General features: G+C 37.1%; 15 protein-coding genes. 3 read left to right on the forward strand and 12 right to left on the reverse strand.

Annotated features, from left to right (window positions below; translation table 11 throughout):
* Positions 1-71 precede the first annotated feature (71 nt).
* The 5 genes from IGI63_RS03630 to IGI63_RS03650 all read right to left on the reverse strand — a co-directional run bounded on the left by IGI63_RS03630 (position 72) and on the right by IGI63_RS03650 (position 4,956).
* Positions 72-758, reverse strand: coding sequence for a Bax inhibitor-1/YccA family protein (locus IGI63_RS03630; RefSeq protein WP_002357165.1), 687 nt, complete (start codon positions 756-758; stop codon positions 72-74).
* On the reverse strand, positions 751-1,236 hold the full coding sequence (locus IGI63_RS03635) for a MaoC/PaaZ C-terminal domain-containing protein (RefSeq protein ID WP_002357164.1): 486 nt from the start codon (positions 1,234-1,236) through the stop codon (positions 751-753). The genes IGI63_RS03630 and IGI63_RS03635 overlap by 8 nt, the downstream gene beginning before the upstream one ends.
* 197 nt (positions 1,237-1,433) lie before the next feature.
* A complete protein-coding gene (gene murC / locus IGI63_RS03640; RefSeq protein ID WP_002357163.1) occupies positions 1,434-2,771 on the reverse strand; it encodes a UDP-N-acetylmuramate--L-alanine ligase in 1,338 nt (445 codons plus the stop codon).
* 154 nt (positions 2,772-2,925) lie between these two features.
* On the reverse strand, positions 2,926-3,879 hold the full coding sequence (locus tag IGI63_RS03645) for a hypothetical protein (protein WP_002378420.1): 954 nt from the start codon (positions 3,877-3,879) through the stop codon (positions 2,926-2,928).
* Between the two features lie 117 nt (positions 3,880-3,996).
* Positions 3,997-4,956: an aromatic acid exporter family protein gene (locus IGI63_RS03650; RefSeq protein ID WP_002360063.1), complete on the reverse strand. Its 960-nt coding sequence runs from the start codon at positions 4,954-4,956 to the stop codon at positions 3,997-3,999.
* A gap of 102 nt (positions 4,957-5,058) precedes the next feature.
* Between IGI63_RS03650 and IGI63_RS03655 the strand changes: the two genes are divergently transcribed.
* Positions 5,059-5,670: an FUSC family protein gene (locus IGI63_RS03655; protein ID WP_002365791.1), complete on the forward strand. Its 612-nt coding sequence runs from the start codon at positions 5,059-5,061 to the stop codon at positions 5,668-5,670.
* 40 nt (positions 5,671-5,710) lie between these two features.
* On the opposite strand, the gene IGI63_RS03660 is transcribed toward IGI63_RS03655, so the two are convergent.
* Both IGI63_RS03660 and yidD read right to left on the reverse strand, forming a co-directional pair.
* Complete coding sequence (locus tag IGI63_RS03660; protein WP_002360061.1) at positions 5,711-6,592, reverse strand: ROK family protein; 882 nt, start codon at positions 6,590-6,592, stop codon at positions 5,711-5,713.
* A gap of 2 nt (positions 6,593-6,594) precedes the next feature.
* A complete protein-coding gene (yidD, locus tag IGI63_RS03665) occupies positions 6,595-6,897 on the reverse strand; it encodes a membrane protein insertion efficiency factor YidD (protein ID WP_002357157.1) in 303 nt (100 codons plus the stop codon).
* 178 nt (positions 6,898-7,075) lie between these two features.
* On the opposite strand from yidD, the gene IGI63_RS03670 reads away from it, so the two are divergent.
* Positions 7,076-7,228: an SPJ_0845 family protein gene (locus IGI63_RS03670; protein ID WP_002357156.1), complete on the forward strand. Its 153-nt coding sequence runs from the start codon at positions 7,076-7,078 to the stop codon at positions 7,226-7,228.
* A gap of 16 nt (positions 7,229-7,244) precedes the next feature.
* Here IGI63_RS03670 and yihA read toward each other — a convergent pair whose 3' ends face one another.
* Positions 7,245-7,826 (reverse strand): ribosome biogenesis GTP-binding protein YihA/YsxC, encoded by a 582-nt coding sequence (gene yihA, locus IGI63_RS03675; protein ID WP_002357155.1) that lies wholly within the window; start codon positions 7,824-7,826, stop codon positions 7,245-7,247.
* Positions 7,827-7,923: 97 nt separating this feature from the next.
* The gene (gene clpX, locus IGI63_RS03680) at positions 7,924-9,177 is read right to left on the reverse strand and encodes an ATP-dependent Clp protease ATP-binding subunit ClpX (protein ID WP_002357154.1); all 1,254 of its coding nucleotides are present in this window, start codon (positions 9,175-9,177) and stop codon (positions 7,924-7,926) included.
* Between the two features lie 191 nt (positions 9,178-9,368).
* Between clpX and IGI63_RS03685 the strand changes: the two genes are divergently transcribed.
* A complete protein-coding gene (locus IGI63_RS03685) occupies positions 9,369-10,397 on the forward strand; it encodes a lactonase family protein (protein ID WP_429975333.1) in 1,029 nt (342 codons plus the stop codon).
* Positions 10,398-10,487: 90 nt separating this feature from the next.
* Here the strand turns inward: IGI63_RS03685 and IGI63_RS03690 are convergent, their stop codons facing one another.
* From IGI63_RS03690 to rihC, 3 genes are read right to left on the reverse strand one after another with little or no spacing between them, the layout of a single operon-like run.
* Positions 10,488-10,964, reverse strand: coding sequence for a GNAT family N-acetyltransferase (locus IGI63_RS03690; RefSeq protein WP_002360059.1), 477 nt, complete (start codon positions 10,962-10,964; stop codon positions 10,488-10,490).
* An 11-nt stretch (positions 10,965-10,975) separates the two neighbouring features.
* Positions 10,976-12,349: a C4-dicarboxylate transporter DcuC gene (dcuC, locus tag IGI63_RS03695; RefSeq protein WP_002360057.1), complete on the reverse strand. Its 1,374-nt coding sequence runs from the start codon at positions 12,347-12,349 to the stop codon at positions 10,976-10,978.
* A 16-nt stretch (positions 12,350-12,365) separates the two neighbouring features.
* Positions 12,366-13,319: a ribonucleoside hydrolase RihC gene (gene rihC / locus IGI63_RS03700; protein ID WP_429975334.1), complete on the reverse strand. Its 954-nt coding sequence runs from the start codon at positions 13,317-13,319 to the stop codon at positions 12,366-12,368.
* Positions 13,320-13,365: the final 46 nt, after the last annotated feature.

The following is a 13,365-nucleotide window of genomic DNA, read 5'->3' on the forward strand; positions in this document are numbered from 1 at the left end:
AAAGAGCAATAGAGGGTAAATTCATCCGTCGATGAATTTACCCTCTAATCTTAGTATGTTTTACGTTCATGTTAGTTGTTTTTACCAAAAATTCTTAAGAAAGCTAAGAATAAGTTGATGAAGTCAAGGTATAATTGTAATGCGAAGAAAACGGCCATCCCAGTACCTGCTTGATCACCTGTTTGCGCATAGACTTGGCGTATACGTTGGTTATCATAAGCAGTAATCCCTGAGAAAATTAGGACCATTAAAATGGAAATAAAGAATTCTACAGCATTACTGTGTAAAAGGAACATATTTAGCAACATCGCAATGATAATTCCGATTAAGGCACTATAAGCGGCATGACCAACTGCTGATAGGTCTTTCTTCGTAAAGACACCTACTAATGACATCGCGCCAAAGGTAGCTGCTGCACTTAAAAATGCGCCGGCCACTGTTCCACCAGTATACATTAATAACGTCACGGATAAAGTGACACCATTTAATAATGCATACGCAACAAATCCTGCAATCGCAATGGTTGGATTCTTCTGTGCTTTTGCGCCTAGATATAAAACTAAGCCAATTTCAACAAGCCAAATCATCCAAAAAGCTAAGCTTGATTGGAATAAAGTAGCTAGAACAGGTAAAAAGACAGTTGTCATTGCATAAGCCATGATTGCGCTAATACCAATTCCTAACGCTAAAAATCCGTAAATTTTGGCATAAAATTTATTCAAACCTGTGCCAGTTTGGATATACTCTTGATTATTCATAAGTTAAAGTCCCTTCTTTCTCTGTTAGTTCATCAATCGTCACTTGGGGTGGTTGAACCATCACCACTGCATCTAACACGCGATTTTCTTGCTCATTAACAGCCTCAACTGAAATGGTAATCACATCTTTCATTTTGTCGACTTTGATTACTTCTAATTGGAAAGTCAATGTTTCGTAATGAAAAACGGGTTCCACAAAGTTCACAGAGAAATTCACAACATGTGAACCTGGTCCTGGTAAATGTTTTGAAATCGCACTAGTGATAATTCCCATCAGCATAATTGATGGTACGATTGGTTTTTCATATTCTGTTTTTTGGGCATAATCATGTTGGATATATAAAGGATTCGCATCATTGGTCAAGCCCAAGTAAAGTAATAAGTCCTTGTCTTCAATTGACTCTGTCAAGGACAACGAATCTCCCTCTTCGATATCTTCGATGGTTTTGCCTAATTTTCTCGGTTTTCCGATATTCAAATTAGTACACCTCCGTTATTGATAAGATAATTGTACCAAAATGTACTTAAAAGGCAAGCTAAAAAGTAGTCCTTAAAGGATGTTTAAACAAAACCAACTTATCTGCCATGCTAGATTTTAAAAACAAACAACGGAACAGGAGCAGCTTCTTATTTTTTGAAGCCAGATACCCCTGTCCCGATTTTGTTTATGTTCTCTTATAAAACGTTTCTAGTTGTGTTACTTAGTAATGTTTCGTAGGCTTGTTCAAATTTCTGAACGTCGCCAGCACCCATAAAGACCACCACTGCATTTTCAAAATCTAGTAAAGGCGACACATTATCTTCGGTAATTACTTGTCCACCTTTTTGAATTTTTTCGCCTAAATCTTCAATGCGTACCTCGCCTTGTGTTTCACGCGCAGAGCCAAAAATATTACATAAGAATACTTCATCTGCCAAATCCAGTGCTTCAGCAAATTCATCCATTAAGGCAATTGTTCGTGTAAATGTATGTGGCTGGAAGACAGCAATAATTTCTTTGTCAGGATATTTTTGGCGGGCGCCATCAATCGTTGCTTTAATTTCAGCTGGATGGTGCGCATAATCATCAACAATAATCATGTCACTGACTTTTTTCTCGCTAAAACGACGTTTTACACCTTTAAAACTTAGCATTTCTTCTGCGACTTTTTGCATATCAAGTTTTTCAAAATAAGCCACAGCAATCACACCTAGCGCATTCATGATATTGTGATGGCCAAATGCTGGTAAGACAAAATGACCTACAAAATCATCCTTGTGATAAACATCAAAAGATGAGCCTTCCGTTGTTCGTTGAATATTTCGTGCTTGGATATCATCCTCTTCACTGACGCCATAATAATAAACTGGCACTTCTGATTCTAACTGGCGAAGATACTTATCATCACCATAAGCAAAAATTCCTTTTTTGACTTGATGAGCCATTGTTTGGAACGCTGAAAAAACGTCCTCAATGCTCTTGTAGTAATCTGGATGATCAAAATCGATATTCGTCATAATCGCATAATCTGGTGAATAGGCCAAGAAATGACGGCGATATTCACACGCTTCAAATGCAAAGAAATCAGCATCTGGTTCGCCGTGGCCAGTGCCATCCCCTATTAAATAACTAGTTGGATTGATACCACTTAATACATGTGCTAGCAAACCAGTCGTACTTGTTTTCCCATGTGACCCTGTTACAGCAATGCTTGTGTACGGTTCGATAAAACGAGCAATGAAATCGTGGTAACGAATTACTTCTGCGCCTAATTCGATGGCGCGGGCGATTTCCTCATGGGTATCTGGAAAAGCATTTCCAGCAATAACAATCATGTCTTTATCAATATTATCTGCATTAAATGGTAAAATAGGGACACCTGATTTTTCAAGATCCCGTTGTGTAAAGAAATACTCTTCTACATCTGATCCTTGAACGTTGTAGCCTTTTTGGTGTAAGACCAACGCTAATGAGCTCATGCCAGAACCTTTAATTCCGACAAAATGGTATAATTTGTTCTCTTGATTTCCCATTATAATCCTCTTCTCTGTCACTATATAAAACATACCTTTTTTAAAAAATTTTCAATCATACGAGATTCATTATCGTATAAAACAAAAAAATAATCAACTATTAAAACAGAATAAAAAACTTACATGTTTCAAATCCACATGCAAGTTTCATCTCTTAACTAAAATATTTACTGTTTTCTAATACAGAACTTGAATCTTCTAGCATCCCACTTAATGGTTTATCCAAGATGCCCTTTTTCTTCTCTTCTGTCACAGGTGCTTCAGGCTCCACTTGAGCATTCGCTTTAGCTAATTTTTTCCCATAAGCAGTTTGACTTTTAGCATTTTTCTTTGCGGCATTCAAACGGGAACGCGAACGTAAATCCAACGCATCTTCGCCAAAACGTTCTAAGTCTGGTTTGATTTGTTGATATTGTCGTCTAGTTAAAGGAATCTCAGGTTCTGAGGTTGGAATATTAAACTTCCGCACCGTTGGATCTTCTTCCGTATCTTTCACTTGAAAAGCCGTTGGTTCATCATCAAGAATGACATATGAACGCCGATCTTTTTTCATTGCTTTTAGCAACTCTTCTTCAGTAAAACTAGGTTCCTGTTCCTCAGGAATCACAGAAGCCGGGATATATTTAGGAACAAAATAAGAAGGTGTCGTTTTCTGCACTAATGGTGATGCGGCAGGTCTACTTGGTTTCGCTACGACTTCTTTTTTTTTATACGTTTGTGTCCAGCCATTTCCTTTTGGCGTCCCAAAAAGGCTATTATTTTTTTTCGTTGCTTGTTTATTTTTCGTTGCTTTACTAGCATGTTTTGTGTAGTCTGGCAAATTAGAACGATGACGTGCTAATTGCTCTTGTTGTGCTGCCGTTAATTGTTGTGTTTGTTTATTTGTAGTTGATTGATTCGTTGTTGGTTGTTGGACGGATGGTGTGCTTTGTCTAGTATCTTCGGCAGATGTTGCAGTTCTTCTGCTACCAGACATTGTTTTACCAATCAGATCATCTTGAAATAAGTTACGTTCATTATCTGTTGGTAATTTTACGCCCTGTTCATCATCATACGCTGGAAAACGGAAATGTTTTCTCTTCACTTGAGCATTATCCATTGCGGTCATTCCTTTTATTTTTCTTTCTCATTAGTTTAACACATTCTCAATGAATACTAAAGAACTTGACTGAATTTTTAAGAGAACAAAAAAAGAAACCTCCGTTTAAAAAGGTTTCTTTTTTGTTTATTTATCTAGTTGTAATTTGGCAAAGTCCGCTTTGACTTGAATGAATGACTGAAACAATTGTAAAAACTGAAAGAGTCGCGCCCGATTTTCAAATTCACTTCTTGTTTGCGGCAATGGTTTTGTGCGATAGGTTTCATAAACGGTCTTAATTCGATTCATAATTTCTTGTCCATCATTATTCTCTGCAAATGTTTCTGCCGTATATTCCAATAATTGTTGAATATAGCGAACTTGTTGCGCATCAACAGTAATATCTTCTAATAATTCCAACATGTTTTTTAGAATATTACTTTGCATTTTTCTCATCGCAAAGTACTCTAAATAGTACGTATTGGTAGACAGCAATTGATTCTCGGCATGATTTTTGGCCCACGTCTCGCCTGTGCGAATAAAGGTTTTTAAATCTGCACAATGCATGACCAAATTTCGCTCTCCTGCAGCGTTGTTTAAATGTAGCGCCATTTCCCTTAAAATTTTACGAAACATTGTTTCAATGACTTCTTGGTCTTCTCTTAAACGTTTTTCTGTATCAGGCATATAAGAATTAGCTAATAACGCTAGTCCCACACCAATACTCATTAATAAAAATTCATTTCCAATAATCGCCCAAGAAAGATTTTTTTCGACTAAATAATGAGTTACCAAAACGGAACTCACAACAATCCCATCAGATAATTGAAAATACACAGCTGCTGGAATAAATAATAACAAAAAAATACCAAAAGCAATCGCTGTAAAACCTAAAAAAGTAAAACAAATATACGCTAAAATAGTTGCCAAAGCTAAGGATAACAAACGATAAATTCCTGTCATGACAGATGTTTTTTTCGTGCTAGTAACACTTAAAACCGAAATAATCCCTGCCGAAGGGGCATAAAGTAATCCCAGTTTTTCCGCAATAATCATTGCTAATGCAGCGCTAATGGCTGTCTTGACTGTTCGTAAACCAATTTTCATGCATACTCCCCTTAAAAAATAATAATTCTTCACTTTTCTCTAGTAATTTTACCTCTATTTCGGTTATCATTAAAGAGAAAAGTTATTTAGGAGCGAATATTTATGATAGTGGGTCGATTTCGTTTAGGCATGCGAACGTTAAAAACAGCAATTGCTGTCATGCTGTGTATTCTTTTATTTCAATTTTTCCATCGTGGCTCACCTATGATTGCCTGTTTAGCAGCTGTTTTTTCGCTAAGACAAGATTTAAATACCAGTTTGTCTTTTGGAAAATCGCGCATTATTGGAAACACATTGGGTGGCTTTTTAGCTTTGCTTTATGTATTAGCACAAGATTATTTTCCTAATCAACACTTAGTAGAATTACTGCTACTACCACTTTTAGTCATTATCGTCATCGTTGTTTCTGATGGGATTAATAACAATGCTGGAATCATTTCTGCAACTGCGACACTTTTAATGATTTCTTTAAGTATTCCGCAAAGCGATTCCTTTCAATATGCAATGGAACGTGTGTTGGATACATTCATTGGGACCTTTATAGCGATTGGTTTAAACGTCTTTTTACAACCTAAGCCAGCAGAAGAAGCCCATGAAATTTCTGAAGATTTAGCTGAATTAGAAAAGAAAGAAAAAGAACTAGAAGCTTTACGCCAACAAGTTCAAGCGCGGATTGCTGCAGAAGAAAACACTGACGACAAGGCAAATAAATAAAGAAACAGCCGATTGAAGAGAATAACAATCGGCTGTTTCTTTATAGTTCCCAATTCGTTTTTGCTTGAAAGTTGGCGGCTGCGCCAATCAAGTTGGCATCATTTTGATAATGGCAGGTCACGATTTCTGGAACAAAATCTTTTAATTCAAAGGTTTGTAAATGCGTTAGCATCCGGCGATTAATCTCTGCTAATAAGCCTTCTTTAGCAGAAACACCGCCTCCGAGTACAATCATTTCAGGATCATAAGAAAACTGTAAGCCGAATAATCCTTGTGTTAAATAATCATAAAAATTATTGACTTCTTCGCGAGCAATCTCATCCCCTCGTTGTGCCAGTTCAAAAACTTCTTCTCCTGTCACCGCCTGTTTTTCGACTCCAATTCGTTCACAATAGCGCTGAGCCATTTTGACAGCTGTGCCAATTTCACTGAATGTTTGGCCATTACTTAAAAAGTTCAGTCCAAACTCGCCTCCATATAAATGAGCGCCTTTGTACAATTCACCATTGCGAAAAATCGCTCCGCCAATTCCTGTCCCAATAACGACAAAAAGCACTTCTTTTTTCCCTTTCGCCGCGCCTTCATATATCTCAGCTAAACCAGCACAATTCGCATCATTTTCGATAGTCACTGGTAAGCCAAACAACGCTTCTAATTCTTCATAAATGTTAAAATGATGAATATATGGAATGGCGGAAATCCCTAAAATCTGTTGACTTTTTTCGTCAACTACTCCAGGTGAACTAAAAGCAACACCACTAATCGACTCATTTCTTTTGTCTGCATAAACCGAATATAAATGCGCTTTCATTTCTTCCCAAGAGCCAGGTGTTGGAAAGCTCCCTTGATTTGTTAATTCTTTGCCTGTCCAAACGCCGTATTTCACGGAAGAACCGCCAAGATCAAATGCTAAAATTGCCATATTTATCCATCCTTTTCTACTTCTGTTTTCTTATTTCTTCGATACGTATACGGTCCATGATAGGTCTCATCAGGATTTTTCGTCAAGCGAAATTTCAACGGAACATAGTCAATGCCGCCTTTAACAAAAGGATGACATCGTAAAATCCGTGCTACCCCCATCGTTGTTCCTTTGACACTTCCATGTGTATGAATTGCATCAATCATATATTGTGAACACGTTGGGTAATAGCGACAACGTGCAGGCAATCCTGGAGAAATAAATCGTTGATAAAAACGAACACCGCCGATTAACGGATTTTTCATAAAGTGCCTTCTTTCTAACTAATTCTTACTAAAGAATAGCTTGTTTTTTCATGTTTGGCAAGTCTTAGTTACGAGAAATTACACCAGGTGCACCTATGACGAATTCTTACATTTCTGTTGCTATCCAAATGAAAAAAAACGTGCTACACTATAAAAAAAAGGAATGGAGGCTTAGTAAATGGGATTAAAATTTGAACGTTCCAATGACTTAGATAAACTCTTCGATTCTTTCGCCGTTGATCCATTAAAGAAAGAAGTACCTCTTGAAGAACTGGCAAAACAACGACAAGAAGTAAAAAAAGAAGAAGCAAAAAAACAAGCAAAAGAGTAATTTTGCTTGTTTTTTTCTATAGAAATTTTTCAATTGCTGTCCAAGCTGCTTCTTTTCCTTCTTTTGTTTCAGAAGAGAAAATAATAAAGTCATCTTGTTTATCAAAATTCAAGGCTTTTTTGATGACACTCTCGTGTTTGTTCCATTTGCCCCGCGGAATTTTGTCTGCCTTAGTTGCCACAATAATAACTGGCAAATCATAGTATTTCAAAAATTCATACATTTGGATATCATCTTGGGTCGGCGGATGACGTAAATCAATTAAAGAAACGACTGCACGTAATTGCTCACGTTGCGTGATATACGTTTCAATCATTTTTCCCCACTTCGCACGTTCTGTTTTAGAAACTTTGGCATAACCATAGCCAGGAACATCCACAAAGTGTAAGGCATCCTCAATTAAATAAAAGTTTAGCGTTTGCGTTTTACCAGGTTTACCTGAAGTTCTTGCTAAATTTTTACGATTAATCAAGGTATTAATAAAAGATGATTTCCCAACGTTCGAACGTCCAGCTAAAGCAATCTCCGGCAACTGAGATTCAGGATATTGTTTAGGGGATACCGCACTAATCACGATTTCTGCATTATGTACGTTCATTGTTTTCCTCCGTTCTTCTGTTCAGTCTTTCATTCAAAAGCTTAACAAAAACAGCTCTTTCGGAGATCCGCCGAAAGAGCTGTTTTCAGCTTCAATCTTATACAGCTTCTTTATCTTTTTTGTTATAAATAATTGTTGGTTTACCGGTACCTTCAGCGGCCATTTTAGTAATGATAACTTTTTCAATGCTTTCATCTGAAGGAACATCAAACATTACGTCCATCATAATTTCTTCAATGATTGAACGAAGTCCCCGTGCGCCAGTATTACGTTCAATGGCTTTGGCTGCGATGGCTTTTAATGCTTCTGGTTCAAATTCTAATTTAGTGTCATCAAGAGACAATAATTTTTGATATTGTTTCACCAAGGCATTCTTCGGTTCTGTTAAAATTCGAACCAAATCATCATTCGTTAATTTATCAAGCGCAGCCATTACAGGTAAGCGTCCAATAAATTCTGGAATTAAACCAAATTTCAATAAATCTTCTGGAATAATATGTTGCATGATGCTTTCTTCTTCATTTAAAGCAGAATTAGTTTTACCAAAACCAATAGTTTTTTCGCCTAAGCGGTTTTTAACAATGGTTTCAATTCCATCAAATGCTCCACCAACGATGAAGAGAACATTCGTTGTGTCAATTTGGATAAATTCTTGATGTGGATGTTTGCGGCCCCCTTGTGGTGGTACACTTGCAACTGTTCCTTCAAGAATTTTTAGTAAGGCTTGTTGAACACCCTCACCTGAAACATCTCGAGTAATCGAAACATTTTCACTCTTACGGGCAATTTTATCAATCTCATCAATATAGATAATGCCCTTTTCCGCACGTTCAACATTATAGTCAGCAGATTGTAGTAATTTTAAAAGGATGTTTTCAACATCTTCCCCTACATAACCTGCTTCTGTTAAACTGGTCGCATCAGCGATTGCAAAAGGTACATTTAATGTTTTTGCTAACGTTTGAGCCAAGAAAGTTTTACCTGAACCTGTTGGTCCAATTAAACAAATGTTACTTTTTTGCAATTCAACGTCATCTTGAGTTGCAGCTGTTTCTGATTGATTTACACGTTTATAGTGATTGTAAACAGCAACAGAAAGTGTGCGTTTTGCACGTTCTTGTCCAATAACATATTCATTTAAAACATTTAAAATTTCTTGGGGTTTTGGCACATCCGTTAATTCTCGGACTGCTTCATCATAAAATTCTTCATCAATAATCTCTTTACATAGATCAATACATTCATTACAAATATAGACACCCGGACCAGCAACAATTTTTTTTACTTCTTCTTGTGTTTTCCCACAAAATGAACAACGAACGGTCCCGTTATTATCCGTATTGTCGTACATGTTCGTCACCCCTCTAAAAATCAAAAAATGACTGTCATCACAGTCTCTCATCATAATAGCACAAACCACTTTAAAATGCGAACATCTCAGATAGAAAGTTTTATTGTTCTTAGACTTCTTATGGTATACTACATTATATAAAAGCACTTTCATAAAAAGTGATTGTGTTGAAACAAATTGGAGGAATTGTGATGTTAGAACAAATTTTACTAGGTACCTATACTCGAAGAGCCAGCCAAGGCATTTATAAAATTGCATTAGATACGACACAAGGTCGTTTAACAGAAGCGACACTTTTGTTAGAAGAAACGAGTCCTACCTATCTTGCTCTGAGTCAAAGGGGCGAACTTTTTAGCGTCACTAGTGTTGACGGTGAAGGTGGCACTGCCGCTTATCAACCAGAAATGGACCATTTTAACTTATTGAATAAAGTAACTGAGGAAGGTGCGCCGCCATGTTATGTAGCTGTTGACGAAAACCGACAACTTGTCTATGCAGCAAATTATCACCAAGGTATCGTTCACGTGTATCGTATCTTAGAAGATGGTTCTTTGGAAGATGCTGACAAAGTGATTCATACAGAGCCAACTGGTCCTCATGAAAACCAAAACAATGCCCATGTTCATTACACAGATTTGACGCCTGATCAACGCTTAGTCGTCTGTGATCTAGGAACCGATCGTGTGTATACGTATAATGTTAGCTTAGATGGAAAGCTTTCTGAGATTGCTCAATTCGTGACTGAGCCAGGGACTGGTCCACGTCATTTAGTGTTCCACCCAACAAAATCATTGGCTTATTTATTTGGTGAATTAGATAGCACTGTTTCAGTTCTTTCATATGATGAAACAGATGGTTCTTTCACTGAATTACAAAAAGTTTCTACTTTACCTGCTGATTATGATGCGTTTAATGGTGGTGCTGCAATTCGTATTTCTTCTGATGGCCGTTTCCTTTATGCTTCAAACCGTGGCCATAACTCAATTGCTGTCTATGCTGTTTCAGAAAATGGCGAAGCGATTGAACGAATTCAATTAATTTCAACAGAAGGCGATATTCCGAGAGATTTTGATTTAGATCCTTCTGAAGATTTCATCGTTGTCGCTAATCAAGACTCTGATAACTTAACACTTTATCGTCGGAACCAAGAAACAGGCTTATTAGAAATGATTCAAAAAGATGTTGCTGTTCCCGAATGTGTTTGTGTTTTATTTGTATAATTAAGTTGACTATTTCCTTGGAAAATAACAGGAGTCAGATGCTAATTAATGTTTGCATCTGACTCCTGTTTTCTTATTTTAAACGATGGATTAGTTCTCCAATTCTTTAACGTATAAATAAAAAGAGCCAAAGTCTAAGCGATTCATTTGTAAAGATTCATGAATTTTTGTGAACCCTTTACTTTCGAAAAATCGAATCATTCTATGGTTTGTATGATTAGTTTGAGCATACATTTTACGTCTTCCTTCCCAGACTGCTCGTTTCTCCAATTCATGGAACAACAAACTGCCATAACCCTTGGCAATATAATTAGGCGAAGTTGCAAAGCGCTTTAACCAAACAAAGTCTTGTTCCTGCTCCATACATAACGTTGCCATTGAAAAAATCATTTCTTCGTGCACTAGCAAATATAATCGTTTTTTTGTAATGTCTTCTTGGATATCTCCTTGAGAAGGATAGTCCTTTGTCCACTGTGTAATGCCCACAACATCCATATATGCCTTTACTTCTGTTAAAAATTGAAGAATCATCGGTAACTCTTTCTCATCAGCCACTCTAATTTTCATTGTTTATTCTCTTAATAAGGTAACAATAGAATCGACAAGACAATCACACTAATAATGCCAATGATGGTCGGTACACTCGTCCGTTTTAAAATTCTGATGGGACTAACTCCTACTGTTGATGCGACAATCATGACAACTGCTGCTACAGGAGAAATCGTTCTAGTTAAATTCGCGATCATCTGCATTGGCAAGGAAATTAAGATGCCATCAATCCCAGCTTTTTCGGCAATTCCAGGGATTAGTTCGATAACCGCATAAAACATTGCCAGTCCACCACCGCTTAAAATTCCAAAAAGGGTCGTTGCACCGCTGAAAATTAAGGTCGTGACAATTCCTGCTGAACTTGATGCTTCGACAGATGCCATAATACTATCAATAATTCCTAACGTTTGAATCGCAGACGTGAACAATGAACCGCCTACGACAAGCATCACAACTTGACTAAACCCTTGCCCCATTCCTTTAAACATCTCGACAGCCGTATCTTGAACCTTTTTAAAAGATTTCAAGCGAAGCGTCTCAACCAATACAGCAATGAAGAAAGAAATAAATGTAAGAACAAAAATATCCATCGTTATTCCTTTAATAAACATTCCTGCGATTCCTACTCCAACAATTAATAATAGCGGTAATATTGGCAATATTGCATAAAATTTAGGAACATCAAATTCTTTTTGTTTGCTTAAGCCTTCTTCATTTAATGAGACATAGGCAGCCTCACCTTCTTTTTTATCGCAGTATTTTTGCCAGAAGTACTGTGCAACCGCAATGATTAATAACGATGGCAGCGAAATTTTGGCATTCCATACAACATAATTTAACACATCATAACCAAGGGTATTTGCGGCGATTACGTTATCCGCGCCTAAAGGTGTTGGCATGATAGTTGCCGTCATTGCAATCACACCTGCAGCAGTTAATGACGAAATCCCCATGCTGGCTAGCATCGGATATAATATAGACATTAAAATAATCGCTAAGCTTGATGCACTAGGAACTACTAGTGACATTAAATTTCCAATTAAAAAGACCACAGGGACAAATAACGATTTACGTTTAATCTTCATTAATGGTTTCACCAAAAAGTTGACAGCCATCTGATTGGCCCCGATTGCATTCATATAGCCTGAATAACCAAAAAGAATCATAATTACAATTCCTGCTGAACTCACTTGTGCAATAATTGTATCTTTAAACTTCAAGAAAATATCAAATAATCCAAAACCGGTTCCTTCCCCTGCAGGATAAATGGGATGTCCTAACATCCATGCACATGCAAGTAGAACAAGCGCACCAATAATTAAGCTGAGTGCGGGATGATAATTTTTTACAATCAAATAGGCTACAACAACTAAAACGACCAATACCAATAAACTTTCAATCATACTTATCCTCCTTCAGTTAATTAACCGCTTTCATTTTTTCGACAACCCATTTTTGAAAAGCTTCAACATTTACATCTATACAGGCAACGGCATTCGTGTTTTTATGATACTTCATTTTTAAATCCGCAACAGTAGCTCCCGCAGCTGGACCTTCCAAAGCAACTTCAATGAACGTTTCAGTTGTCTCAAATAATTCTGGTGAAGTTAAATAGGCAATCGCACAGACATCATGCATTTTCAAACCTGTAGTTAGACTGCCGCCTCTATAATGACGGAAAAGACCATAAAACATTTCCCCAACTCTACCAAGCGCTCTGATGGCTGTTACTTCATGATTCGTTAACACAGCTTGACTTGTAACATCTAATCCTACCATTGTTAGCGGGACACCTGATTGGAAAACAATTTGTGCAGCGTGTGGATCGACATACGTATTAAATTCAGCACTTGTATTTGTATTTCCCCTTGCTAATGAGCCACCCATCATGACGATTTCTTCAATATTTTCTTTGACTTCTGGATAGAGGGTCAGTAACAAAGCAATATTCGTTAATGCAGCAATTGGAACAATGGTCAAAGGAACATCACTAGACAGAATTTCTTTTCGCATAGCTTCCACTGCATGAATATCTAAACACGTAGAGATAGGTTGCGGAAACTCAAAGCCATCCATGCCAGTCTCCCCATGAATCTCAGCAGAATCTTCCAATTGAATAAGTAACGGACAATTACACCCCTTGGCTACAGGAACCTTTTTCCCAAAAAAATCGACAAGTTTCAAGGCATTATTTGTTGTTTTTTCTACATCTACATTCCCTGCAACCGTCGTTATTAAGCGAACTTCTAGGTTAGGATGATTCAGTGCAATCGCTAAAGCTACAGCATCATCAATTCCTGGGTCCGTATCAATAATGATCGGTCTTTTCTTTGTATCCATTTTTCTTCCTCCATTCACATTTAGGAAAAACATTTCCGGAAACGTTTTCTTAATTTGAGATTAACAGCGCTTTCATTAA

The sequence above is a fragment of the Enterococcus sp. DIV0086 genome, assembly GCF_050498705.1.
Classification (GTDB): domain Bacteria; phylum Bacillota; class Bacilli; order Lactobacillales; family Enterococcaceae; genus Enterococcus; species Enterococcus faecalis.